The following is a 25,235-nucleotide window of genomic DNA, read 5'->3' as shown; positions in this document are numbered from 1 at the left end:
TCCAAGACGCACAAGCCGTGCGGTGGCTATGGCGCTACACGTACGAGGTCTGACGCACCCTCACTCGACGGGCCGCAGAACGACCGGCAGCGACCCATACCCGTTGATGATGAAGGACTCCACCGGCGCGATGGCCTCCACCGGCTGGGCGAGCCGCATGTCCGGGAAGCGCTCGAAAAGCTCCGAGAGCGCGACGACCGCCTCCATACGCCCCAGGGGCGCGCCGAGACACCGGTGCACCCCGTAGCCGAAGGCCAGCTCGTTACCCCGCCCTTCCCGCAGCACGTCGAAGTCCTCGGCGGAGTCGCCGTGCGCCTCCGGGTCGATTCCGGCCGCCGCGAAGTTCACCAGCACCGCGTCCCCCTGCTTGATGGTGACGCCGTCGAGGTCGATGTCCTCCACGGCGAAGCGCAGCGGCGGGTAGGCCGCGGGGTTGTGAGCCCGCATCGTCTCGGTGACGACATCCTCCCAGGCAGCCCTGGACTGCCGGACGTGCTCCAGCTGCTCGGGGCGGGCGAGCAGCGCGGCGGCGGCGTTCACGATGAGTGTCGCCGCGGTGTCCTGGCCCGCCGCGATCAACAGGTAGAGCGTGCCGAGGAGTTCCTGCTCGCTGAGCCCGCCGGAGGCATCCAGTCCCCGCGCCTCGATCAGGCTGGAGGTCAGGTCGTCTCCCGGACAGGCCTCCTTGAACTTGACCTGCTCAGCCAGTATGGCGAAGACACGCGCGTTCGCCGCAGCCATCTCTTCAGCTGTCACCGTGGTGTCGAAGACGGTGTGCAGATTGGCGCACAGTTCGGCCCTGGCCTCTTGCGCGATCCCGAACAACTCACAGATGACATGCAAAGGTAGCAAGTCGGCGAACACCGCACGCAGGTCGACGGTTTCGCCTGGCTGGCGCTGCGCCAGCTCGTCGAGCAGCTCAGCGGCGTACTCCTTAATGCGGGGCCGCAGCGCCTCGGTACGCCGTGTGGTGAATGCCCCGGCGGCGATCTTGCGCAAACGCGTGTGATCTTTGCCATAGGCGTTCATCATGTTCTCGTTGGCCACCCAGGGATGCAGCGGCCAGTCCTCAGTGATATGCCCCTCAATGAACATCGGCCAGTGCTGCCGGGCATCACGGGAGACCCGCGGATCCGTCAGCAACTGCTTGACGTACTGCTCTTTGATCACCGCCCAGGCGGTCACCCCACCGGGCAGTTCCACCTCGACGGCAGGTCCCTGACCCCTCAGCCAGGCCGCCTCACCGGCCAGATCCCGCCCCCGCGGGTCCAGTGCGTACGGACAAGTAGCCATCTCCATCTTTTGCACTCCGTTCGCTCAGCAGTTCATACCGTTGATTGAGACACGCGTGCGTAGAGGGGGTTACCCCTCTCCCCCCGCCGATGGCTCATATGCAGTTGTCCCTGCGCACTCCAGGAGCGCGCACAGGAGCCCTGGGGCCCAGGGTCAGACAGCAGACGCTCAGGCAGCCGACGCGCTCTCGTGCGCGGCCTTCTCGATCCGCTCCCTGTGCAGCTTCAGCGCCTCGTCGAAGACACGGTCGGCGCGCTCCTGGGAGAAGTCCAGGCGTGCGAGCACGCCGGGAACCGCGACCGACGGCATCAGATGCCGGTACATGTCAGCGACCCGCTCCGACATGTCCTCGCGTCCAGTCATAATGTGCGACAGGACCTGGATGCCGGTGAACGCGCCGACGAAGACTCTCACCACCCGTTCCAGGTCGACGTCGGGCAGTACCTCTCCCCCGGCCTTCGCCTGTCCGAAGAGGTCGAGGTTGTGATCGATCCACCCCTGCATGGGAACACGCCGGTCCAGGCCGTCCTTGGCGGCTCCCTGCTCGACCGTGAGACGCACACTGCCCTGCACTACCGGGTCGCCAGTACCCCTCTGCAGCAGACGCGCCAGCAGCATCGCCTCGTCCAGCGACATCTGCAGCTTGAGTTCATGCTCGGGAACCCTCGGCAGTGCGGACACCTGCTCGCCGAGTACGGCCTGCGCCAGCTCCTGCTTGGAGTTGAAGTGGAAGTACAGGGCGCCCTTGGTCAGTCCTGACCGCTTGAGGATCTCGGAGATCGTGGCGGCCTCATAGCCGACCTCGTCGAAGACTTCCGCAGCCGAGGCGAGGATCGACTTCCGCGTCCGAACCGCCCGTTCTTGCCGCGCCACAAAAACACACCTCCGTACCCCCCGTCTGTCGTGAACAGGACGGGCGCCCTGGCCGACGACAGAAGCAACCCGCGCTGATCGTAAAACCAGGCAAGCGGTTTGGCAACGCGCGGCCCCCGCGCCGTCCCCTCCTGGACACCTCCCTCACTCCCACTGGTCGATTCGCCCCTGTTGACAGGTTACTGCCGAAAATTTTGATGACAGAACAGGACACGACGATCCTTGCAAAAAACCGGTGGGTCCGTATCTTTATGGTCCTGCACCATCTCCTATCGACTCGGCGTCCATGCGGAGAGGTCTATGACCCTGCTAAGCATTCAGAGCACTGCCCCGAACATACGCAAAAGGGGCATTGCGCCCGTCACCCTGTCACTGCCGACAGTCACACGGGGCACCGTCGAAGAGCTGGCCCACCTGCTGTACAACGGCAGCGACCGCACAGACATCCACGCCCCCTGGCGGGCCCTCATCGCCGACCCTGAGTTCCACTACCAGCCAGGCCTGACCACCACGGAGCAGATATCCCGCTCCTACCAGCGGCTGCACCTGGTCAACGACATCGTCGGCACCCCCGAGCTCCTCCCCCAGGACCCCCACCGCCTGTCCGCCATGCACGAGTGGATCGGCGGCGTCGACGGCGGCCTGTGCACCCTCGCCAGCATCCACTACAACCTGTTCCTCGGCAGCCTCCTCGAACACGACGACCACGGCCGGGACCTCACCCCCTACACCTCACTGAGCCGCACGGGAACATTCCTGTGCACCGAGCTCGAACACGGCAACGACGCCGCCAACCTGCAGACCACCGCCACCTACGACCCCACCACCGGTGGCTTCACTCTGCACACCCCCACCATCGGCGCACAGAAGTTCATGCCCAACACCAGCACGCTCGGCGGCCCCAAGAGCGCCGTCGTCGCGGCCAGGCTGCTCGTCGACAACGAGGACCAGGGCGTCTATCTCTTCCTCGTACCGCTCACTGACTCCACCGGCCCCCTGCCCGGTGTCACCGTCCGCGCCATCCCCTCCCGCTTCGGGCCCACCGTCGACCACTGCCTCACCCGCTTCAAGCACGTACGACTCCCCCGCACCGCTCTCCTGGAAGCCGAACACGGACGGCTCGACCACCACGGCCAGCTCACCAGCAGCCTCGGCAACCGCCGTAAACGCTTCCTCCGCTCCGTCAACCGCGTCACCATGGGCAAGCTCTGCATGAGCGCCAGCAGCCTCGGCATGGCCCGCACCGCCCTGACCATCGCCGTCCGCTACGCCCACATCCGCCACATCGCCGGTCCCCGCGAGGGGGAACGGGTGCCCCTCGCCGCTCACCGCAGCCACCATGGACGGCTGCTTTCCGCACTGGCCACCTGCTACGCACTGACCTTCCTGCACCGGAAGGTGATGAAGCGCTGGACGGAGCACACCGCCGAGGACCGCGACCAGGTCGAACGCATGGTGGCCGTCAGCAAGAGCTGGATCACCTGGCAGTGCCGCCAGATCGCCATCGAATGCCGGGAACGCTGCGGCGCTCAGGGACTCTTCCCCTTCAACAACCTCGTGGAGCAGCAGCTCAACATCGAAGGGGGCATCACCGCCGAGGGCGACAACCTCGTCATCGCCGTCAAGGCCGCCTCCGAAATGATCTTCGGCCACAAGACCGAGCGCACCACCACAGACGAGCCCACCGGGGACAGCCGAGCCAGTCATCAGGACCAGCTCACCGAGCTCCGTTTCCTACGCGACCGCCTGGCCGACGTCGAGGACATCTGGCAGCGCCGCTCCCGCACCGCCCTGCGCCACGGCCCTCAGGGAAACCCACTCGGCCGCTGGAACGCCGCCTGCCCACCCGCCCTCGAAATGGTGCACGCCTACACCCGGCGGCTCGCGGCCGACGCCTTCCTCGAAGCCATCGAGGAGACCGTCTCCCCCGAGGCCCGCACCCTCCTCGAAAACCTCTACCGGCTGTTCGCCCTCAAGGAACTCGACGAACACACCGGGACCCTCGTCGTCGAAGACCGCATCAACCTCGACCACATCCGCGAGCTGCCCGCCGCTGTCGACCGCACAGTCCGCGAGCTCGCGCCCTGTATGGGCCCGCTCGTCGACGCCTTCGACCTGCCTGACGAGTACCTCGCCAACATCCCGCTCGCCAACGACAGCTACTCGGTCCATGTGGACGACCTGGTCGGCGCCGCAACCGCCGACATCGCCTCATGACCCTGCGGGGCACGCCAGCACCACCCCAGCGACCGCGGCGTACGGGGATCGCCACGGCCAACGGCTCGCCGCTCGTTTTACCGCGGTAAAACGAGAACGGGAGGTCCGCCGTTTTACCGCGGTAAAACGAGCGGGCGGTCCGCACAGGGCAAGCGTCGCACCGAGCTGAGGCTCGCTCACGGTGGGGGGGGGGGGGTTTGTGGGGGGGGACAGCGCCCCCCCCCCCCCCCCCCCCCCCCCCCCCCCGGGGGGCCCCCCCCCCCCCCCCCCCCCCCCCCCCGCCCCCCCCCCCCCCCCCCCCGCGCCGGCGGGGGGGCGGGGGGGGGGGTTGGCCCGCGTACCCCCCCCCCCCCCCCCCCCCCCCCCCCCACCGCCGTATGACGGCCAGCCGTGGGTTACCCGCGTCCCGGCCCCCGAAGCCGCTCGTGTCCATGCCAGACAGCAGGGAAGCGTCTGCGATGATGCTGCACGCCCGAAGTACCGGAATCCACGGGAAGCAAACGGAGCATCACATGCAAAGTGCTGTCTACGTCGTGTCCATCGACCCCCAGGCCTCAACCGTCTGGTGGGCGAGCCGGATCAACGATCTGCCCTTCGACTTCTCCCAGGAACACGAGACTCCGGAGAACCTGGCCGTCCTCAAGGACACCGGCGCCCAGGTTCACGTAGTCGCCAACCAGAAGGGCGGGGTCGGCAAGACCACCACCACACTCAACCTCGGGGCGATCGTCTCCGACACACTGCGGGGCAAGAACCAGGGCCTGCAACACATCTTCATCGACACTCCGGGCAGCCTGCAGGACGAGAATCTTCTGCTCGAAGCCCTCACCTACGCCCACGACGTGATCGTCCCCATGCCCCCCGAAGGGCTCGCGTTCGACCCCACCGCGCGGACCATCCAGAAGGTCATCGAACCCACCGGACTGCCGTTCCAGGTCGTCGTGAACAACTGGGATCCGCGTGACGGAACCGCGGACCTGGAGGACACCAAGGCGTACATCGACGCGCAGGGCTGGCCCCGCGCGGACTCGGTGATCCGCCGCTACAAGGTGCACACGCGGGCTTCGGTCGAGGGCCGGGTCGTCACCCAGTACCCGAAGAACCGCGTCGCGATGGAAGCCCGCGAGGACTTCTTCCGCCTCGCACTCGAACTCGGCTATGGAGGGCGCGCCTGATGGGCCGACGTACCAGCCTCGCGTCCCTGGCGGGCGCCAAGGTCGACGACGTACCGGGTAAGAGCGACCCGCTGCTGCTCTCGCTGCCTCTGGCGAAGCTGATTCCCACACGGTTCAACCCTCGGCGGAACTTCGGCACCGAGGAGCAGCTCGAGGAGTTCGGGCGGAAGCTGAAGCAGCAGCAGCTCCAGCCCGCCGTAGTCGTCTCCCGCTCCGGGTACCTCAAGCTGTGGCCGGAGGAAGCCGAGCGGGTCGGGGACATCCCGTATGTGATCGCCAACGGGGAGCGCCGCTTCAGAGCCTCGGCCCTCGTGGGGCGGCCCACCCTCGACGTGGTGCACAACGAGGAACTGGCACGGTCCCGCGCACAGTTCCTGGACGCGGTGCTCTCGGAGAACAACGACCGTGAGGACCTGGACCCGATCGAGCGGGCCCTGGGCATCGAGACGATGGTGCTCGAACTCGGGGGCGCGGACAAGGTCGCCAAGCACTACGGCAAGTCCAACCCCTGGGTGAGCAACCAGCGCAAGCTGCTGCGGCTCACGCCCGAGCTGCAGCAGCTGGTGAGCTCGGGAGAGCTGTCCATCCGAGTCGGCCGGGAGATCGCCGGCCTGCCCCAGGAGGAGCAGGCCTCGGCCTGGCAAGCCGAACTCGACCGCCGGGTCGCCGTGCAGGCCGCACCGCGCGCCCCCCGGCGGACACCGGAGGACCCCCCTGCGGCTGAACCAGCACCACCAGCTGAGGTCTCGCCACCAACCGAACCAGCGGACCCGGCGGACCCAGCGGTGAACACGGTGCCCCACCAGGGACCACAGCAGGGACCACCCCAGGAACCTCAAGACACGCCATCCCAGGCACCACCACAGCCCCGGAAAAAGGCTCCTGACGCCCCTGAACAGCCCGCTGAGGCCGGGGGAGCGTCGCAAGCCCCGACACCCCCGGCACCCGTCCGGAACACGCCCACAGCGGCGCTTCAGACCCGTCCCGCACCACTGCCGGACGGCACGAAGGTCAGTGCCATCCCGTGGCACAGTCCAGAGACGGTCTTCCACACCCTCCGGCACCGCATGACGTCCGAGGATCTGCACTGCCTGCACGCTCTGCTGCAGGAGCACGTCCAAGACGCCTGACGGCTACCCCGACGTTGAGTCGCTTCGGTCGCTTCGGTCGCTGTTCTTCAGTCGCTATTGAGACAGCCTGGAGCTTCACTCAAGGGTCCCAAAGCGGACAGCGACTGAAGAACAGCGACCGAAGCCGTTCGGTCGCTGTCTTCGGTCGCTGCTAAAACCGCAGGTCACAGGGCATGTCTCGACGAAACAGCGACCGAAGCGACTCAAGTTCCGGGTATATGAAGACATTGGCGCGTGCGTGCGCGTGCGCGTGCGCGTCATATATACGGTCGCTGAGTCGCTTCAGTCGCTGTTTTCTTGATCAAAAGCCTCTGACCTGGGTTTTTAGCAGCGACCGAAGACAGCGACCGAAACTGCTTCAGTCGCTGTCCCAGAAGTTGAGTCGCTGTCGAGCTCCCGAAGGGCCCCAAACCCCCATCAGCGACACGATGTACGGGCTTTGGCCTTAGGTGCCCCACCAGCAGCCAAGACTTCGCTAATCTATGTTCGTCGTTGAGTCGCTTCGGTCGCTGATGGGGGAACTAAATGCCTGCTGAGCTGCGGTTTTCACGCAGCGACTCACGGCAGACCACCCCTGCCCGCCCAGTCGCTGGATCCCTGGCCACCGCCAGATGGTGCGCCCAACGGGGCTGGCCAGTCTTCCCGCTTGCCGCGGGCCGGAAAACTCCCGCGGCCAACTGCCCGGCCTGCCGCCGGCCAGGCCACACCCACCACGACTGCGCCTGCCGCGCCGAAGGCCGCTGGTGCCACGGTTTCCATGCCGCCACCCTCGACGCCACCCTCATCCGCCAATGGTGGGGGAGTAACCCCTCATTCGGCGTAGGCGTCTCCTGCGGCTCCGCGGGACTCCTCGTCATCGACATCGACGCCCACCAGCAGCCAGTCCCCAGCCGGGACCGCCTCCTGCCGGGCATCCACATCCCCGACGAGGTGGACCTGAGAGGCCTGGCGAACGGTTACCACACCCTGGCCGTCCTCGCAGCCCTACGAGGTGTCACCAACCCCGCAGACGACGACACAACGCTTCGCGTACGCACCCCGTCCGGCGGCCTGCACATCTGGTACCGCGTCCCGGACGGCCGCCACTGGCAGTGCTCCACCGGAGCCAGCCCCCGGCGCGCCCTCGCCTGGCAGGTCGATGTACGGGCCCACGGCGGGTACATCGTCACCCCCGGCACCACCATCCCCGCGGGAAGCTATACGCCGGTGGGTCTCGCGCGTGAACCCGCGCCGCTGCCCGCCTGGCTGGCCCAGGAGCTCGAGCGCACCGGGCACCTGCCCTCCGTGCCCGCCCCGCGCCCCGTACCGCCCCGCGCCCGTCAGGCGGTACTCGCCGCGGGCGGCGGCCGCGACCGCGCCACCCGCACCCTCCACACGGTCATCGCCGAAGTGGCCTCCTGCGCGCAGGTACCCGAAGGCGCCTCGTTCACCGAGAAGCTCAACCGGGCGGCCTATACCGTCGGCGGCCTGGTGGCTGCCGGAAATCTCGAACACACAGCGGGGGAGCAGGCCTTGCTCGAAGCAGCCGAGCAGGCCCGCCCCGGACAACAAAGGCGGGCGGAACACATCATCCGCAGTGGCATGAACGCCGGCGCGCGCCGTCCCCTCGACCCGGGGAGCCGCTCATGACTCCGAGGCCGGACCAGGACAACGCACTCTTCGACTTCGACGCGGAGGCCGTCGCAGCCCAGATCCTCGCCCGCACCGCGAACAACACAGGAACATCGGCAACCCAGGGATCTCCCGTGCCCCCACAAGGCGGCGAGACCCCGACTGGCGCACCCGGCACTTCCGGCACTCCCGGCACTCCCGGCGCGCCCGAGACGCTCGCCACGCCGGACGGACTGCTCCCGGACACCCTCACCGACCGCGGCAACGCCAAGCTGTTCGTCAAGCTCTACGCCGCCGACTACCGCCATGTCCCCGGCCTCGGCTGGTACCGCTGGGACACCACCCGGTGGCAGATCGACGAGGACGACACCGTGATGTGGGCGGCCGGCGACCTCGCCGAGTCCATCGCCACCCACGACGCACGCGGAGTCTTCACCACCACCGCGCTCCAGCAGCACCGCAGGCGAGCCCTGAGCACCTCCGGCATGAACGCCATGCTCACCCAGGCCAGATCCGCGCCGGGCATGGTCCTCAACGCGGCCCGCCTGGACGCGGACCCGTACGCCCTGTGCACCCCCGCGGGCATCGTGGACCTCCGCACCGGGCTGGTGCGCACCCCGGACTCCAGCAAGGACTTCCACTCCCGCTCGACCTCGACCGGCCCCAAGCCCATGCCGACGCCGCGCTGGAACCAGTTCCTCGCCGACACCTTCGGGGACGACGACGAGGGCACCGAGATGATCGGCTTCCTCCACCTGCTCCTGGGCTACTCCGTCACCGGCGACGTAGGCGGCCAGGTCATGCCGTTCCTCTTCGGCGTCGGAAAAAACGGCAAGTCCGTCCTCCTGGACGTCCTGATGAAGCTCCTCGGGGACTACGCGGACGCGGCGCCCCCCGGCTTCCTGATGGCCCGCCCCTACGAAGGCCACCCCACCGACCTCGCCGAGCTGCACGGCCGCCGGGTCATCGTCTGCAGCGAGGTCAAACCAGGCGACAAGTTCGACGAAGCCCGCGTCAAGCTCCTCACCGGCGGTGACCGCATCAAGGCCCGCCGTATGCGCCAGGACTTCTTCAGCTTCGAGCCCACCCACAAGCTCTGGCTGCTCGGCAACCACCGCCCCGAGGTCGGCACCGGCGGCTTCGCCTTCTGGCGCCGCATGCGCCTCATCCCGTTCGCACGGACCGTGCCCGACGACCGGAAGATCGACAACCTGGCCGACATCCTCGTCACCGAGGAAGGCCCAGGTATCCTCAACTGGCTCATCGAAGGCGCCCGGCGTTACCTCGGCGGCGACAAGGACCTCACCGGCCCGGAGCGGGTGCGCATCGCCACCACCGCGTACGCCGAGACCGAGGACCACACCGGTCGCTTCCTGAGCGAAAGCTGTGTGATTCACCCGGACCAGCGAGCAGAACAGGCACACCTGTACGCCGCGTACAAGGAGTGGTGCCGACATGAGGGAGCTCCGGCCATGACGTCCCGCTCGTTCGCCGCGCGCGTACGCGAGACCATCGGGCTCGTGTCACCGAAGCACATGATCCTGTCCAACCAGCGCAAGTACTACCCAGGGATCGGGCTGCTCGCTGACGAGGAGGATGCCTGATGGTAGGAACAGCCGTAGGAACAGGCCACGACAGGCGGTCGATCACGCACTCACGCCCCTGGGGTGCCATGGCTCCGCCTCCTGATGGGTATCCGTGCCATGAACCTGCGCAGGCAGTGTCAGACGTGGTACGAGAAGGTAGGACAGCATGAGCGCCTTGATCACCCAGGATGAGATCCGCGAGGAGACGGATCTCGTCTGGCTCGAAGACACCCAGGCGCTGGACTACGTCAGACAAAGCCTCGACCGGCTGCCGACCCGCAAGGGCAAGCCCGCCTACCACCGCGACGGCCGCATGGTCGGATACGCGGTGCTCGGCCCCGGAGCCAAGGCGTCCCGCTCCTCGGGCACGTTCCGCCGCCGGGTCTTCTGGCTCCTGCCGCACGACCGAGACTCGGAACCGAACGGCCTGTACGCCACAGGAGCCCCCGCCGAAGCCGTCGACCCGCGCACGCTCGCCCCCGGCACCAAGGGCTACAAGACGGAGCGCTCGGAGGGCGGCCCGCCGTCCTCCGCGATGCAGGAGCTCGGGATAACGCTGCCGCTGTAGACAACTACGCCTGCCGTGCTGCGTTTTACCGCGGTAAAACGCGACACAGCAGCCCGATCCCGCCACTCCGGCAAAGAAGTGCTCAGGATGGAGGTAAGCGGAGGTAACCAGACATGCCATCTGAGGAAGAGCTGTTCGCAGCGGTCGACGCCCTGCTCGACGAGGAGCCGCAGCTGCCGTCCCCAGCGGAACGCGCCCGGCTCCGCGAAGCCGCAGGCATCACCCAGGCCCGCCTGGCGGCCGTGCTGAAGTCGACCCCCCAGACGGTGAAGAACTGGGAGAGCGGCCGTACCGAGCCCAAGCCGCCGCGTCTGGAGGCGTACCAGCGGCTCCTGAACGGCTGGGCGGCGAAGTACCCCGCACCCGGCGCCCCCGTCCCCCCCACGCCAGCCACACCGGCTACACCGGCCATCCCTGAGCCAGGGGAGACCCCCCAGGCCCCGGCGCCCCCCGAACGCCCCACCCCGCCGGCAGCACGCACAACGCCCCACCGCACGGCCCTCCAAAGGCCCCCCAAAAGAACCCCACAAGCACCACCCCGCAGCACCCCACACCCCACCCTCACCCCCACCCCCACCGACCCGCGCTACCCCCACGGCCCGCTCGCCGTACTCGACGGCGACGGCTCCGCCTACGGCGTCGGCGGCATCGTGCTCGACTGCCCGGCCCGCACCATCCCCGAGCTGGTCGAGTGGACCCTCAACGAGTCCGGCCTCGGCGCGGCGAAACTCCACCGCAACGGCAAGGACTCCGACCCCCTCATCGCCCTCACCGCCGCGGCCGCGGTAAAGCTCGGCCTGCCCGAGCGCCTGGAGGGCCCCGAACAACGCCGCTCCCTGCGCCTGCCCCCGGACCACCCGGTCGTCCGGCAGATCACCAAGGCCAAGTGGCACCTCACCCAACGAGGCTTCGGCCCCTGGCCCCGCATCTACCGCAAAGCCCAGGGCAGCCAGCGCCAGTGCGTTCAGCTGGCGATCCTGCCCTGGGACGCCCTCGACGAGCGCTCCTGGCCCGGCGTCGCGGACCTGGACCCGCCCGCCATCGCCCGCGTCCTCGGTACGTACGCCCAGCGCGTCATCACCCCGCGCGGCTCGACGGCCGTGTCGGGCCTGGAGCTGATGACGGCACTCCGCCCGCCCACGAGAGCCGTACAGGACCGGGCCACCGGTGCCTGGGTGCCCGGCCACTATCCCGGCAGCCTCGGCACCGATCCCGTCGACCCGGCGCCGCCCGAGGCCACCCAGGAACACCCCGTCGTCGTACACAGCGGCTGGAACGGCGGCTTCCTCAACGAAGAGGCCTACCAATGGGTCCGCCCGGTGGAAGCCCTCACCGACGAGGAGTGCACCCTGCCGTACGCGATCGGCCTGGACCTCAACACGGCGTTCCTCGCCGCCGCGGCCCGCCTGACCGTCGGTCTGTCCGCCCCCGAACACTTCCACCGCCCGGCCTTCAACGCCAAGATCCCCGGCTCCTGGCTGGTCGACCTGTCCCACATCGAGCTCGACCCGCGCCTCCCGTCACCGTTCACCCCGGACGGCGCCCGCCCGACGGGCCCGGCCTGGTACCAGACGCAGACCGCCGCCTACGCCCAGGAGCTCGGCTACGACGTCCACCCCATCGAGGCGTACCTGCGCCGCGAGACCGGCGCGTACCTGGACCCGTGGCACGACCGCCTCAAGACCGCCTACGTCGACACCCTCGCCGACCTCGGCGTCACCAAGGACCTCTCCGGTGCCGAGTTCCTCACCGCGATGGAACAGCACAAGGACGTCGACCCGCCCCTGGCCGCCGTACTGACCGCCATCAAGGCCACCGTCAAGGGCGGCGTCGGCAAACTCCGCGAACGCCCCCAGGGCCGCCACTACAAGCAGGGCGAACGCTGGCCAGCCCTGGAACGCCCGACCTGGCGCCCCGACATCCGCGCCGCCGTCATCAGCAAGGCCCGGATCAACATGCACCGCAAGCTCCTCAACATGTCCCGCATGACCGGGCTGTTCCCGCTCGCCGTGCTGTCCGACTGCGTCGTCTACCCCAGCCCCGGAGACAGCCCGCTCGACTTCCTGCCGTACACCGAGTCCGGCAAGCCCCAGCCCGGCGGCTTCCGCCTCGGCCCCACTCCGGGCCTGGCGAAACTCGAAGGCGTCCAGTCGATGCTGTGGGCAGTCGGCCTGATGGAGCAGGGCTACAACCCGGCCCGCCACATCAAGGGCGGCGACGCCGTCCTGGACGAAGGCGAGTAGGACATGGGAGACATCGACGACGCCCTGGACCGCGCCACCCAGGAGACGTTCACCCGCCAGCCCCCCAAGACCGTCAAAGCCCAGATCACCTTCCTCATAAAGAAACTCAAGACCACCCGCGCCGTCGCTCGGGAGATCGGCGTCAGCCAGCGCTCGGTGGAGCGCTACCTCACCGGCGAACGCAAGCACCCGCCCAAACCCATCGCCGACCGCATCGACGCCGCCGTCCGGGCCCGCTGGCAGCCCCAGGTCCGCAAACGCCGTCAGCGAGAGGCCGCCACCACCAGCGGCATCACCGTGGAGACCCGCGCCCGCTTCGGTTACACCGCCCCCATCGGCACCACCGACGACGGCCGCTTCCGCCGCCTGACCGTCCACCTGCCGCCGGAGTACGCCCGTCGGCTCTTCGACGCCCAAGCGGCAGGCGCCAGCGACCAGCACCTGCGCGGCATCATCGCCGACGGATTCCGCACCGTGTACTTCCAGGACGACGGCAGCCGAGCTCTGGGCCTCTCCGACGTCTCCCTCAACGACATCGACTACCTCGACCTGGACTACTGACCGACTACTGACCCGGCGCGTCTCACCGCGCGCGCCGGGTCGGCAGCTCCTCAGCCCTAGCCGGGCTTCCGGTGCCCCGACGGGCCCGTACGCGCCGTCGGCGGCCGCGGCGCCGCGGCCGCCGGCAAACATGCGACGACATGGCTGAACTGGCAGCGGGGTCACGGAGACACACGCGCACCAGCCCGATCAGCCGCGGCCATCGTCGTGGCGGGCTTTCGCGGGCTGAGGCAGACAGCGGGGGAGTGGGCCCACCAACCGGAAGTCACAGAACCGCCCGGCGCACGGCCAACCGGCACCCCACGACCAGGGTCAGGTAACAGCATAAGAGCGGTCCCCAGCCAAACCCACCCTGACCTGCGGTGACACTGACTCAAGCTCAGATCCCCAGAACCGTGACCCAGTTCCGTCAGCCGTACACCACGTTCCCAGGATCGTGGTGAACAGTTCCCAGGAACTGGGTAGATGAACGTCACGTCCATCAGTAAAGCCCTCAGAACCACGGCTCCGGCCGACGAAACAGCCCCGACAGACGTTCAGCGACACGTCCTGTGAACCGCCTAGATCCACTCCGCGTTCATGTACGTTACGTTCATCAAGGCGGCCAACCAGCCGCCCTCATGAGCGTCACAGCAACCGGAGGCCTCGGTGGGAGTACGCAGACTGGTCGACGCCGACACCGGCGAGACCATCCCGTATGCACCATTCGCCTTCTCCGGCAAACACACCCAGGTGGACAAGGCACGCGTCGAAGCCATCAGCGAGAGCAGGGCGTTCACCCCCAGCCAAAAGTTCCTGGTCCTGTGGTGGATCGGCGTCTCACCAGAAGGACTGGAGCCCCTGCGCGCCACCGGCGCCGACATCGCCTGCCGCGTCGGCATGTCCACCGACGCAGTCGGTAAGATCAACCGCAAGCTCGCCAAGCACCGGATCCTCATCGTGCGCGGCCGCATCGGGAACTACCGCTTCTACCGGATCAGCCCGTACATTTCATTCCACGGCACCGGAGTCGAGCAACGCGAAGCGGTCAGGACCTGCAACCCCCCAGATATCCCCGGCTTCGATGCGACGACCCCGGCACGGTGGGAGGCCCAGTGAACAACGACGACAAGATCAAGACTCTCCACCTGCTGCAACGCACCGCAGGCATGACGGCCAACCAGCGCCTCGTCGTCATGCTCTACGCCGTGCACCCAGCCGACAGATCCGGAGCCGTCATCGAGACCGCCGCGGAGCTCGCCAAGCTCGTCGGCCTCTCACCCACCGTCTTCAGCCGCACCCGACGCCAGGTCATCGAAGCGGGCTGGCTCGAGGAATCCGAACGCCTCGCGCACATCCGCTACTACCGCCTCAGCCCGAAGGCCACCGGCGAAAACGTCGTCGTACCACTGCGCCGCGCCACCTGACCCGCTTCCCGGAGCGTGGTTGATGAACGTCACGTTCATCAACCACGCTCCAGGGGACGCTCTCCTTGCCTCCGTGTCCATAAGCCCCGCAGCCCGGCACAGGGAGAGAAAACGCCCTACGCGTTCTTCTCCTGCTCTGTGAGGAGCTCCGAGACCCGACCGAGGATCGCGGCCAGATCCGCCCGATGCGCGGGAAGAAGCCCACTGGCCATATCGGCGGCAACCTCATCCACACCACTGGTGATCTGAAAGTACCGCTGGATGAAAGACCCCCGCTGCCGCGCATCGAGCTGACCGAAAGCGAGATCCATCAGCGCGGCCCCGTCATGCCAGGGCAACTCCGCCGCGCCCTGAGGACCAGCGGTCTCCCGCACCGGCTTATCACGCCGTGATAGCCCCCCCGCCGCTACCGGCTTCTTCCGCACCGCGGCGGCGGCACGCGCATCGGCCTTCTCGCGCTGCTCCTGCGGCGGCAGCTTGGAGAGGTTGCGCACCTGCTCGATCGTCCGCCGCCCCGCGACGAGATCGGCCTGGAGCTCGGGAGCGAGATCGAGGACAGACAACTTCGACGAGATGGTGGACTGACCGATGCCCAGCCGCTTCGCGGCCTTGTTCTGCGAACCGTAGAACCGCACCAGCCTGCTCAGCGCCTGCGCCTGCTCCAGCGGATGCATATCGTCGCGATGCACATTGGCGACGAACGCGGCCTCAAGCAGCGACTCATCCGTCGAGGCGAGAGCATCGTCGACACTGACCCGGACAGTCCGCACACCAGCCAGACGCGCGGCCTCCAGCCGACGATGGCCGTCAACGACGATGTAACGGGCACGCTCGTCAAGTTCACCCGCCCGCTCAGGACGCTCGGCGAGATAGGCGTCAATCGTCGCGACGGTGATCGCGTTGACAAGCCCGATCTCCCGGATGCTGTCGGCCAGCCCGTCAAGATCCCTGAGTTCCGTACGGGGATTGTCAGGATTCTGGCTGATGGCCTCCAGGGGAAGCTCGGTCGGATCCGGCACGCCAGCGGTGGGCGCCTTCGTGACGGCGCCGATCGCGGCACGGCGGGCGCTGACAGGACGCGCTTGGGCGAATGAAGCACCAGCGCCGAGATTCTTGGCCTTGCTCACTTGCTGATCTCCCGAGCGAGGGCGCGGAGCGCGACGGACTGTTCGCAGCGAGGCGCATAGGCGAGGAGCGGCCGCTTGGCGCGGACCGCCTCCTTCTGTTCCTTGAGGTCGCTGATGACCCCCACGACACGGGGATCCTTGATGTCCACCCAGGACTGCAACGAAGACGTGGCGATATAGCCGCGCCGGGCGTCGTAGTGATTCACCACGAGCCCGAGGTAGTCGAGATCGAGCGCGAGGTCATTGCGCATGTCCTCGATCTGCGAGGTGAGCAGCCCGTACGCGTCGGCGCTGCTGTCCTCTGCCTGAACGACGATCAGAACCCCGGAGTTTCCCGCGACCTCATCCAGCCGCCGGCGTCCGTAGTAGCTCGCGGCGTCCATGCTGAGCCCGAGGCTGGGCGGACAGTCGATGACGATGACGTCGTACGCGTCCTCGACCGGCGCGAGCGCCCGCTCAAGGGAAGCCTCCCGAGCCCGCACGGACGCCAGCCGGACATCGAGAAGAAATGCGTCGGCACACGCGGGCAACAGGTCGAGCCGCCCCCGGAACCGCTCCTCATCGATGGGAACGATCAAGTCCCGCAACGCGCCCCTGGGCGCACCGGCCATGTGGTTGGTCAGCGAGTCCCCGTCCATGGGAAGCGGCTCGTGCCCCAACTGCTTGGTGAGATGCCCCTGGGGATCGAAGTCGATCAGCAGCACGCGCTGACCAAGCCCCGGAAGATCGTCAAGCGCCAGCGGACCGGCACCGGAACCACCACCTTGGGCGAGGGCGGCGAAGTACTTGGACACCCGAACCGGAACCAGCACAGCCGGGTCCTCGGCCAGAGCCTCGCCCACCCCCGCCGTGATGGCTGTCTTGCCGACACCTCCCTTCTGGTTGCAGACCACGACACGCCGGACGACGGCAGGCCGCCGCACTTCAGGCTCGGGATGACTGTCCAGCCAGACCCGCACCGACTGGGCCAGCCCCTGAATGACCGACACACCGCGGCTCTTGCACTCGGCACGGAACCCCGCCCACTGCTCCGGCGGAAGAAACGTCGCGAACGACTCCGCGCCCGCGGTATCGACAGCGGCGACATTGGACCCGAGCCCCCGCCACAGGGTGATACCCGCGTCGACGGCGTCCTGCATGTCGATGCCGTGCTGCACGGCACGGACCTTGAGCTCCTGACGAAGCCAGGAAGGCAACTTCGAGACGGCCTTCTCCCGGCCGCCCCTGGTATCAGATGACGTCATAACGCGTAACTCTACTAACGCCAAAGCCAGAAGCCACCACAGTCACGTTAGTTTCCTGTCACTTCACCCGCCGGACCTATCACGCCGTGATAACCCAGCCGCCCGGATGCCCGGATGCCCGGATGGCCAGCCGCCCAGGCGACCGGGCCCGTCTGTCGCACACCCCTTGCCTACTGGTATGGACCAATGCCAAGCTCACAAGAAGTCGTACACGGGTCAACTTTCCCGCGCCGCAGGTCCATTCGCCGTTCACCCCATCCCCCACATGAGAGTGAGCCCCGCAATGTCACCGTCCCGCCACCCAGCCCGCACCCACCACCGCGCCGCCCCGCTCACCGCCGCCGCACTGGCCGCCGCCGTGGCCGTCCCGCTCACCTCATCCCCGGCAAGCGCCCACGGCGCGGTGTTCAACCCGGTCAGCCGGGTAGCCGCGTGCTACGCGGAGGGACCCGAACGCCCCCAGTCCCAGGTCTGCAAGGACCTGGTCGCCGACTCCGGCACCCAGCCGCTGTACGACTGGAACGAGGTCAACCTCGCCAACGCCGCCGGACGGCACCAGGAGCTCATCCCGGACGGCAAGCTCTGCTCAGCGGGCCGCACGAAGTACCGGGCCCTGGACTGGGCCCGCACCGACTGGCCCACGACAGCCGTATCACCGGGAGACTTCGACTTCCGCTTCCGGGTGACGGCACCTCACCGCGGCCACATGACCGTCTACATCACCAAAGAGGGCTTCGACCCGACCCAGCCCCTGAAATGGTCGGACCTCGACGAAACCCCGATCGCCACCCACCGCACCACACGCACGCCACCCGGCGGCTACTACGCCTTCCCCGGCAACCTGCCCACCCGCACCGGACGCCACATCATCTACAAGGTATGGCAACGCGACGACAGCGCGGAGGCCTTCTACAGCTGCTCGGACGTCACCTTCGGAGCCAACACGCCCAACACCCCCACGAACGCAGACGCCCCAACAGAAACAGAGATCGCCGCAGGCACCGAACGGTCAACAGTCAGCCACGCAGGCCACGGCGGCGACGAACAACCCCCCGCACTCTCCGCCACAACCACCACCCCCGCGACCTCCCCCCTCCCAACCGCCCTCGCGGCCACAGCCGCCCTCACCGCCTTCGCCACAGGCAGCCTCCTAGTAACCCGCCGCCGCAAGCGCGGCTAGCAAACGAGAAGCCCCGCCAGCCCGAAGGGGGGACAGGCGGGGCTTCGCGGTGGCGCAGTGGTTCAGGCGTCGAACCCGTCGGACTGGATCGCAGACACAAACGAGGACCAGGCCGCCGCCGCGACCAGGAGAGCGGGTCCGTGCGTGAGCGGATCCGCGAGCAGGCTCCGGCGGTGCGGAAGATCGAGCACACCATGGAGTACCTCGACCTGGTGGGTTCCTGCCACAGCTACGTGGCCGCACTGGGCAGGCTCGTTCCCCGGCTGCGGGGCCAGGAGTTCACCGACGACGAGCGCGACACCGTCCGCCGGTCGGTCGCGAAGGTCCGTGCGGCGGCCGACTGGCTCGAATCGGCGATCGACAGCGGAGTGTTCACTCTGGACGAGCAGCTCGCCCAGCTCCTCAAGGGCGGGTAGGCATGGCGCGACGCCGGGACGCGAGGCCGCTGTCGGAGCACTACGGCGACCTGGTCCGCGTCTCGCTCATGGAGGCCAGACCCGCCGGACTGCAGACCGTCCAGCTGGTGGCCGCGACCAGACTGAAGAAGTCCCAGGTCCAGCGCGGGGTGAGACATCTTCGCGATGTCGGTGCCGCGGAGAAGCTCACCCCGATCATCTGGCGGCGCAAGGACGGCTACATGTTCTCCGACGACCCCGCGGACTGGATCGAGTACGAGAAGAAGCAGCTCCACCAGGCGCTCGGCCGGCTGAACCGGATGATCACGGGCACACTCGCCCCGCACCTGGCCCGCTACCCCGACGACGAATGGGCCCAGCTGGTGACCGCCCAGCTCACCGGGGTCACCGCGACCCTCGCCCAGCTCTCGAAATAGCCCCTCGATCCGCAAGATCGTGAACGAGACCCGCCATGCCCAACCCCGGCCGTCGCCGCCGCTACCCCTCCGACACCACCCCCGCCGAGTGGGCCCTCGTCGAACCCCTTCTGCCGACTCCGGCCTGTCAGACCAAGACCGGCGGACGCCCTGAGAAGTGGCCCCGCCGACAGATCGTCGACGCCATCCGCTACATCGCCGACAACGGTACGAAGTGGAGAGCCCTGCCCGTCGACTTCCCTCCCTGGGAAACGGTCTATGGGTTCTTCCGGCGATGGAACCGGGCTGGAGTGGTCGCGTTCATCCGCGACCAGCTGCGGCGCCGAATCCGTTCCAGCCTGGGACGATGCCCTTACCCCGTCACGTTGATCATCGACAGCCAGTCCGTCAAGGCCGCCGAGACGGTCGGCAAGGACAGCCGCGGCTACGACGCCGCCAAGAAGATCAACGGACGCAAGAGACACTTCGCCGTCGACACGAAGGGCCTTCCCGTGATGATCATGGTGACGCCCGCCGACATGACCGACCGGGACGCCGCCCGCGAAATGCTCTGGCGTCTGCGTCTCACCCATCCACAGATCACCCAGGTCTGGGCTGATTCCGCCTATGCCGGCCAGCTCGTCGAGTGGGCCCGCGAATTCCTGCACATCACCCTCAAGACCGTCTCCCGCCCCCGCGACGCGAAAGGCTTCGTCGTCCTCCCGAGACGCTGGAAGGTAGAGCGTACGATCGGCTGGATCATGAAAGCCCGACGTAATGCACGCGACTACGAACGTCTCCCACAGCATGCCGAAGCCCACCTGACCTGGTCACTCATCACCCTGATGACCAAGCGGCTGACGCGCAAAGCCCCCCACACCGACGGCTGGAACAAGAAGACCGCAGCCACCAGTTGAGCAACAGCCCAAACCGAAAGCGGCAGCCGCTTCAGCGGCTGCCGCTCGGCACGGCCCACAGACCACGCGTCGATCTCGTTCACGGAGCCTGTGTCGGCTCAACCCGCGGGGAACGGGGACTGTCACTCTCGCCGCCCGTGCTGGTGGTGAAACCGCTGAACAGTACCGCCAATCCCACCAGCAGCGTGACGCATCCCACCGTGATGAACAGCAACGCTTGCCTTCCGGGTCGCTCCTGCCTACGCAGGTAGGCACCGACAAGGAGGGAAGCCGCTCCGGCCAGGACGGTTCCTACGGGCACGAACAGCACCGCCACCGCCAAGAAGACGATCAGCAATGCCACATGGGTCGTCTTCTCGCTACGTACTGTCTTCACGTTCACGGGTGGAACCCCCTAAACCTGGGCTCTTTGGGAAGCAGCTCAAGCTACTCCCAGTAGACGCCCCCGTCTCCCTGAGCCTGCTGGAAGATACGGGGGTCTTGTGTCTGGGCACAGCCGACGTTGTCCACATCCAGGTAGCAGAAGTGGCCCTGGGAACTCACTTCCCAGATGTTCCAGCCCACGCCGTATGCCTTTTGAATGGTATCCCGGCCGGTATAGGTCCAACCGACCCAGTGGGTGCTACCCCAAGCGTCCGCCTTCGGCGTGGCCGTGATCCACTTTCCGTCTTCGCACCAGCCGATGCGCTGGTAGTACCGCCACATCTTCTTCCCGAAGACGTTCTTACCCCACTTCTCGACCGTGTGCTCCCAGCAGTTGGCGGCAGTGCGAGCCGAGTTCAGCTCTTCCTTCGTCGCCGGAACGCCACTCTTCTTCGCGATCTCCGCGTACTGCCCGGCGCTGATACTCCGCGGACCCGAGATCTCAGTGCTGCCGACCGCGACAACCTTGGCTTCTTTCGGGACCTCGTCAGAGGGGGAGCTCTGCGCGACCGCCGGTGCCGTCAGGGCGGCGGCGCCCATCAGGGCCGCGACTGCGACCATCACGAATCTGCCGACTAACGGTCTTCTATCGTGCACGTTTTCTCCTTGGGTTCCTGACTGTGTGGTGCAGGAGTTACGCGAAGGCTTCGCGCTTCCCTGGTGCGTGCAGATGCCAGACTCACAGGACAGGCTGAACGTTCGATAAACGCCCTGATGGTGACAGAGTTCCAAAGAGAAGAACGTGATCCCTCTGGGTGCAGAAAGGGATCGGCTGAACGTACTGGATCACGAGTCCACTTCGATCAATGGCGACGTCACCACACCTTCAAAAACACGCTCTGAGCTCGCACGCCGGATCACACGTACCCCCGCAGCCGCTTACTGGCACAACACCTGCTACCAGGCTGCCGGGAAGAGAACTCCGTCCCCAGGGCGGGCAGTCAGGAAACAAGGAAAGGAACAAAGCCATGATCAGGACCTATGAGACCAACGGCGGAGACGGACTGCCCGGAGAGCCCGCACCCCCGCCGCCTCCGCCCACCCCGGACGGCGGCCCCGGCGTTCCCAACCCGCCCAAGTCCGCCGTCTAAGCAGTGGCCATGAACGCACACCAGGAGCGCCCCGGTCGTACAGAGCTGGGGCGTGCCCTCATGTCTGGCGGCGCCCTCTCCTCGGACTGGGTGCCCGCGTATGCCAAGGTCCCGCGCTCCGCGTTTCTGCCTGACCTGATGTGGCCGTTCGACATGGAGGCGGGCCACAGCGTCCCCGTGTCGAAGACGAATGCCCCCAGGCTCTGGCAGAGCTACGCCGACGCTGACGTACCGATCGTCACCCAATGGGACGACGGCCAGCACACGGGCAACAGGCCGGGCATGGTGTCGACCTCTTCCGCGTCCATGCCGAGCGTGGTGTTCCGGATGCTGCGGGACCTCGGCGCAGAACCGGGGCATCGCGCCCTGGAGATCGGTACGGGCACCGGCTGGAACGCCGCGCTGCTCGCGCATCGCTTGGGCGCTGAGAACGTCGTCACGGTCGAAGTGGACGCGGCCGTTGCCGACACGGCGAGAACGGCCCTCGCGCGGTATGGGCTCCCCGTCCGGGTCGTCCGCGGCGACGGCTTCAAGGGCTACCCTGAAGGAGGACCGTACGATCGGATCATCGTGACATGCGGATTCAGGACCATCCCGTACGCATGGGTGTCGCAGTGCCAGCCGGGCGCGGTCATCGTGGCCCCCTGGGGGACGCACTACGGCAACGGCGACGCCGTGGCCCGCCTGTCCGTCGCCGACGACGGACAGAGCGCGGCAGGCCCCTTCACAGGTCCAGTCGAGTTCATGAAGGCACGAGCCCAGCGCCTGACATCCGTCGTGCACTCCGAGTACGTCACGGACAACGCGGCCGCCCGTGAGAAGTCGTCCACCACGCTCACGGAGGACGACTTCCTGGGGGCAGACCGGTTCAGCCCCCAGCGCTTCGCGGTCGGGCTCAAGCTCCGCGACTGCGTACACATCATCGCGGACAAGCGCGACGGAGCACGGCCCGTCTGGCTCTACGGGCTCACCGACCGGTCATGGGCGTGCGCGCTGTTCAGCGACGGCGACGCCACGCAGGTATGGCAGTCCGGCCCCCGCAAAGTGTGGGACGAAGCGGAAGCGGCGTACCGATGGTGGGCAGAAAAAGGCAAACCCGGATACGCCCGCTTCGGTCTCACCGTCACAGCGGAAGGGCAGCGCGCCTGGGTCGACGATCCGTCCGACTCGTGGCCGGTCTGACACCTCAGCGGCTCCGCCCGTACCTGACTCGGGGCTGACTGCTCGATGAGGTGGTCGGCAGTGGCCTTGAGGTGCTGCGTAAGATCGCAGACCCGCGATGTTCCGAACGAGATCTATGCACGGCTGCTGCATACAGCGCGATGGGTCGGAGTCGGCTGACCTACCGGGCTGTTCGGTGGCGCTGCTGCCACGAAACGGTGGCAGCAGCGCCACCGTGCGGGACGGCTGCCAAGGGCTTTCCGCAGAGGGGAACGACGCGCGCACGGACGGGCGCAGCCGCTGGCATCAGCCGGCGGCGCGCACGGCCCGGAGCGGCTGGCTCTGGCGTTTGGGCGGTGCGGTCTCGTACAGCGGAACGGTGATCTCGGGCAGTTCGCCGGACTCGATGCGCTCGGCGGCGTCTTCGATCGCTTCCTCCAGTTCTTCTTGGGAGGCGTAGGAGGCGATGTAGGGATGGAGGTAGTAGGTCCGGTACTTGCGGTCCTTCGGTCTCAGTACGAGGTTCCGGCTCTCCAGCAGTCCCATTGCGGTGTTTGCGGAGTTCCGTGACAGGCCCACGCGGGCCCCCAGCTCGGCCTGGGAGGCGTTCACCTCGCCGCCGGGCTCCTGGCGCTCGATGAGGGCGCTCAGCAGCTCCATGGCGGCCTTGGTGAGGTCCAGCCGGTACAGCATTCCGAAACCGGCGCTCGCCTGGATCAGCATGCCCGCCCCTCCTCGTCGGCCCTTTTATCTTCATCTTCCCCGTCTTCGACAGCGAGCTCCAGCTGGACGCTGCGCGGTGGCGGTGGGGCGTTCAGGGCAGGGAAGACGTCTTCTGGAAGCTTCCCGTCCTTGTCTCGCAGGGAGTCCAGGATCTCGCGCTGCACGTCTCCGTTGCCCTCGAACCCGAGCATCGGGTTCACGAAGACCAGCCCATTGTCCACGCGCTGGATCATGTGCCACTGCTCCAGGCGGCCGATCGCGCGGGTCACGTTCGACCGCTCCACGCCCAGTTTGTCAGCGATCTTCTTGTGGGTGGCGCGCAGCCAGCCCTCGCGCTGTCGGCCGATGCACCACAGCAGGACCGCGGACTGGATCGGCGACATGCCGTGTTGGGCGATGAGCACGGCCAGCACGTCGGCGAGGAAATCGTTGGACACCACGCTGTAGCCGGACCGCCCGTACATGTCGTGCGGCGCGCGGTACGTGTACCGGACACTGACGTCCATCTGCTGTACGGGCCGCTTGCGGGTGGGCGGCTTGATGTCCTTGCCCAGCCGGGAGGACAGAGTCTCGCGGAAGGCGCTGTCGCCACCGGGCTGCACGGCGGTGATCCGGCCCTTGCTGCGGCCGGTGGTGGGGCGCTTGGGCTGGCGGGGCATCGACGGTGGTCCTGTCCTCGATCTTGGGCGTTGCACCGGACACTAGCAGTTGTTCAAGCTCAGTTGGCAGATTTGTACATCCTGGCGTGGCTCTTTGGTGTCGACACCGACACAACGGATCCGAGGCGTGACCTCTAGAAACCAGCTCTCACCAGCAGTGTTCGTTATTTGTACAAGCAGGCTTGGCATATCTGGGTGTTGGTGTGGCACCACGGACACATTTCTGCAGGTCGATGTGTCAGCGCCGACACATCGTCTTTCGCGAAATCCCAGGTCAAAGCCGGTTTTCCGCGAGGGCCCTCTTTTCCTCAAGACGCACGCGCGCGAAGGCGACACCAGGGCCTCGGGCTCGTGGCGCGCCCCCGCTACCGACGGCACCAACCACGAGTAGCTGGCAGTGCGCCGGCACTCCGACCCTCCGGTCTGCGGCCGCCACCCGGTTTGTATCCCCACCGCCCCCGCGCAGGCCCCCTTGCCCGCAGGCGGCTCATCCCGCCACGGGCCTCCGGAAGAGGCTGAAGGCTCACGACGGAGCCGCATGCGTAAGCAGCTTCCTGCAATACCTCGGGCAGGGGCTCGTGGTTGAGGTGGCTTCGCGTGCGGCTCCGATGGCCCGGTGCGGACCGTAGGCGGTACCAGCGGCTCTGAGTCTCGGGCGGTACCGGCCGAGACGTTCAAAAACGAGGAGGCGTGGCCGGTGCCGGTGGGTGGTTCCGTCGTACGGCCTGGCGGCCGTACGACTCCTGTACCTCCGCACGCTGAATTCCAACACACGCATACCTGGGTTTCTGTTCTATTGCTGAGCAATATGGTGGGGTGATATACCGGTGCAGATTCGACGATGTTATCGTGGCACGCTCGGGAGTTTGGTTGCACAGTCTGGTTGGATGCTGCCCAGTTTCGCTTAACGTGAGCATCCGGGTACAGGGGGAGAGTTAGGGCGGAGCGCAGCGGAGCCCGTCACTACGGTAAATCTGTGGGGCCGTCCCCTTGACGGCCCCACAGATTCCAGGCGGACAAGGGGACGAGAGGAATCCCAGTCACTACACAGGCCAGCCATGATGCGCACCTGCTGTCGGCAGCGTCAGCACCCGCGCTTGCGCGGGTGCGCACAATTCGCGCAAGCGCGAATTGCTACCACTGTAAAAATTCCGCAAGCGGAATTTTCTGTTTCCCCGCTTGCGGGGAAACAGGCGAAGCGTCAGCGGAGCCCAGCCCGGAGCGAAGCGGAGGGCG

The 25,235-nt window shown here is 67.4% G+C and carries 24 protein-coding genes and 1 pseudogene; 16 read left to right on the top strand and 9 right to left on the bottom strand.

What is annotated here, in order from left to right; genetic code table 11:
* Positions 1–60: 60 nt before the first annotated feature.
* Both ACX6XY_RS25640 and ACX6XY_RS25635 read right to left on the bottom strand, forming a co-directional pair.
* Entirely contained in the window at positions 61–1,203 is a 1,143-nt protein-coding gene (locus ACX6XY_RS25640) for a cytochrome P450 family protein (protein WP_460335373.1), read from the bottom strand.
* Between the two features lie 258 nt (positions 1,204–1,461).
* On the bottom strand, positions 1,462–2,166 hold the full coding sequence (locus ACX6XY_RS25635) for a ScbR family autoregulator-binding transcription factor (protein WP_460335370.1): 705 nt from the start codon (positions 2,164–2,166) through the stop codon (positions 1,462–1,464).
* A 300-nt stretch (positions 2,167–2,466) separates the two neighbouring features.
* Between ACX6XY_RS25635 and ACX6XY_RS25630 the strand changes: the two genes are divergently transcribed.
* The 10 genes from ACX6XY_RS25630 (at position 2,467) to ACX6XY_RS25585 (ending at position 14,663) form a co-directional block, all read left to right on the top strand.
* Positions 2,467–4,383 carry an acyl-CoA dehydrogenase family protein gene (locus ACX6XY_RS25630; RefSeq protein ID WP_460335367.1) on the top strand — a complete coding sequence of 639 codons (1,917 nt, stop codon included), beginning with the start codon at positions 2,467–2,469 and terminating at the stop codon, positions 4,381–4,383.
* A 512-nt stretch (positions 4,384–4,895) separates the two neighbouring features.
* Positions 4,896–5,558, top strand: a complete 663-nt coding sequence (locus ACX6XY_RS25625; RefSeq protein ID WP_460335364.1) for a ParA family protein — start codon at positions 4,896–4,898, stop codon at positions 5,556–5,558.
* Positions 5,558–6,688, top strand: a complete 1,131-nt coding sequence (locus ACX6XY_RS25620) for a ParB/RepB/Spo0J family partition protein (RefSeq protein ID WP_460335361.1) — start codon at positions 5,558–5,560, stop codon at positions 6,686–6,688. The genes ACX6XY_RS25625 and ACX6XY_RS25620 overlap by 1 nt, the downstream gene beginning before the upstream one ends.
* A 525-nt stretch (positions 6,689–7,213) precedes the next feature.
* Positions 7,214–8,317 carry a bifunctional DNA primase/polymerase gene (locus tag ACX6XY_RS25615; protein WP_460335358.1) on the top strand — a complete coding sequence of 368 codons (1,104 nt, stop codon included), beginning with the start codon at positions 7,214–7,216 and terminating at the stop codon, positions 8,315–8,317.
* Positions 8,314–9,903 (top strand): DNA primase family protein, encoded by a 1,590-nt coding sequence (locus ACX6XY_RS25610; protein WP_460335355.1) that lies wholly within the window; start codon positions 8,314–8,316, stop codon positions 9,901–9,903. The genes ACX6XY_RS25615 and ACX6XY_RS25610 overlap by 4 nt, the downstream gene beginning before the upstream one ends.
* A gap of 148 nt (positions 9,904–10,051) precedes the next feature.
* The gene (locus tag ACX6XY_RS25605; protein ID WP_460335352.1) at positions 10,052–10,453 is read left to right on the top strand and encodes a DUF6009 family protein; all 402 of its coding nucleotides are present in this window, start codon (positions 10,052–10,054) and stop codon (positions 10,451–10,453) included.
* Between the two features lie 113 nt (positions 10,454–10,566).
* Positions 10,567–12,696: a telomere-associated protein Tap gene (gene tap, locus ACX6XY_RS25600; protein WP_460335349.1), complete on the top strand. Its 2,130-nt coding sequence runs from the start codon at positions 10,567–10,569 to the stop codon at positions 12,694–12,696.
* 3 nt (positions 12,697–12,699) lie between these two features.
* Positions 12,700–13,257 (top strand): telomere-protecting terminal protein Tpg, encoded by a 558-nt coding sequence (gene tpg, locus ACX6XY_RS25595; protein ID WP_460335346.1) that lies wholly within the window; start codon positions 12,700–12,702, stop codon positions 13,255–13,257.
* A 648-nt stretch (positions 13,258–13,905) separates the two neighbouring features.
* Positions 13,906–14,355, top strand: coding sequence for a MarR family transcriptional regulator (locus ACX6XY_RS25590; protein WP_460335343.1), 450 nt, complete (start codon positions 13,906–13,908; stop codon positions 14,353–14,355).
* Complete coding sequence (locus tag ACX6XY_RS25585) at positions 14,352–14,663, top strand: replication initiation protein, RepL2 (protein ID WP_460335340.1); 312 nt, start codon at positions 14,352–14,354, stop codon at positions 14,661–14,663. Before ACX6XY_RS25590 ends, ACX6XY_RS25585 begins: the two co-directional genes overlap by 4 nt.
* Before the next feature lie 116 nt (positions 14,664–14,779).
* Here ACX6XY_RS25585 and ACX6XY_RS25580 read toward each other — a convergent pair whose 3' ends face one another.
* Together ACX6XY_RS25580 and ACX6XY_RS25575 are read right to left on the bottom strand one after the other, a co-directional pair.
* Entirely contained in the window at positions 14,780–15,790 is a 1,011-nt protein-coding gene (locus tag ACX6XY_RS25580; protein WP_460335337.1) for a ParB/RepB/Spo0J family partition protein, read from the bottom strand.
* Positions 15,787–17,034: a ParA family protein gene (locus ACX6XY_RS25575; RefSeq protein WP_460335334.1), complete on the bottom strand. Its 1,248-nt coding sequence runs from the start codon at positions 17,032–17,034 to the stop codon at positions 15,787–15,789. The genes ACX6XY_RS25580 and ACX6XY_RS25575 overlap by 4 nt, the downstream gene beginning before the upstream one ends.
* A 283-nt stretch (positions 17,035–17,317) precedes the next feature.
* Between ACX6XY_RS25575 and ACX6XY_RS25570 the strand changes: the two genes are divergently transcribed.
* The 4 genes and pseudogenes from ACX6XY_RS25570 to ACX6XY_RS25555 all read left to right on the top strand — a co-directional run.
* The gene (locus ACX6XY_RS25570; RefSeq protein WP_460335331.1) at positions 17,318–18,214 is read left to right on the top strand and encodes a lytic polysaccharide monooxygenase auxiliary activity family 9 protein; all 897 of its coding nucleotides are present in this window, start codon (positions 17,318–17,320) and stop codon (positions 18,212–18,214) included.
* A gap of 140 nt (positions 18,215–18,354) precedes the next feature.
* The gene (locus ACX6XY_RS25565; protein WP_460335328.1) at positions 18,355–18,630 is read left to right on the top strand and encodes a DUF6192 family protein; all 276 of its coding nucleotides are present in this window, start codon (positions 18,355–18,357) and stop codon (positions 18,628–18,630) included.
* Positions 18,631–18,632: 2 nt separating this feature from the next.
* Complete coding sequence (locus tag ACX6XY_RS25560; protein ID WP_460335325.1) at positions 18,633–19,046, top strand: hypothetical protein; 414 nt, start codon at positions 18,633–18,635, stop codon at positions 19,044–19,046.
* A 35-nt stretch (positions 19,047–19,081) separates the two neighbouring features.
* Positions 19,082–20,060: pseudogene (locus tag ACX6XY_RS25555) on the top strand (IS5 family transposase); the annotation flags it as partial.
* On the opposite strand, the gene ACX6XY_RS25550 reads toward ACX6XY_RS25555, so the two are convergent.
* Entirely contained in the window at positions 20,022–20,324 is a 303-nt protein-coding gene (locus ACX6XY_RS25550) for a hypothetical protein (RefSeq protein WP_460335421.1), read from the bottom strand. The pseudogene ACX6XY_RS25555 and the gene ACX6XY_RS25550 overlap by 39 nt on opposite strands.
* A 44-nt stretch (positions 20,325–20,368) precedes the next feature.
* Complete coding sequence (locus ACX6XY_RS25545; RefSeq protein ID WP_460335322.1) at positions 20,369–20,962, bottom strand: hypothetical protein; 594 nt, start codon at positions 20,960–20,962, stop codon at positions 20,369–20,371.
* Positions 20,963–21,333: 371 nt separating this feature from the next.
* Here ACX6XY_RS25545 and ACX6XY_RS25540 point away from each other — a divergent pair, with 371 nt between their 5' ends.
* Positions 21,334–21,456: a hypothetical protein gene (locus ACX6XY_RS25540; RefSeq protein ID WP_460335319.1), complete on the top strand. Its 123-nt coding sequence runs from the start codon at positions 21,334–21,336 to the stop codon at positions 21,454–21,456.
* A gap of 9 nt (positions 21,457–21,465) precedes the next feature.
* Positions 21,466–22,638: a methyltransferase domain-containing protein gene (locus tag ACX6XY_RS25535; protein WP_460335316.1), complete on the top strand. Its 1,173-nt coding sequence runs from the start codon at positions 21,466–21,468 to the stop codon at positions 22,636–22,638.
* A gap of 285 nt (positions 22,639–22,923) precedes the next feature.
* On the opposite strand, the gene ACX6XY_RS25530 is transcribed toward ACX6XY_RS25535, so the two are convergent.
* From ACX6XY_RS25530 to ACX6XY_RS25520, 3 genes are all read right to left on the bottom strand, one after another.
* On the bottom strand, positions 22,924–23,340 hold the full coding sequence (locus tag ACX6XY_RS25530) for a hypothetical protein (protein ID WP_402226996.1): 417 nt from the start codon (positions 23,338–23,340) through the stop codon (positions 22,924–22,926).
* Entirely contained in the window at positions 23,334–23,999 is a 666-nt protein-coding gene (locus tag ACX6XY_RS25525) for a MarR family transcriptional regulator (protein WP_460335313.1), read from the bottom strand. Before ACX6XY_RS25525 ends, ACX6XY_RS25530 begins: the two co-directional genes overlap by 7 nt.
* Positions 24,000–25,042: 1,043 nt before the next feature.
* The coding region (locus ACX6XY_RS25520; RefSeq protein ID WP_460335310.1) for a hypothetical protein at positions 25,043–25,235 on the bottom strand (193 nt) is incomplete at its 5' end.

Source organism: Streptomyces sp. O3 (genome assembly GCF_054788135.1).
Note: the sequence above shows the minus strand (reverse complement) of the source record. Positions and strands in the feature narration are given on the sequence as shown.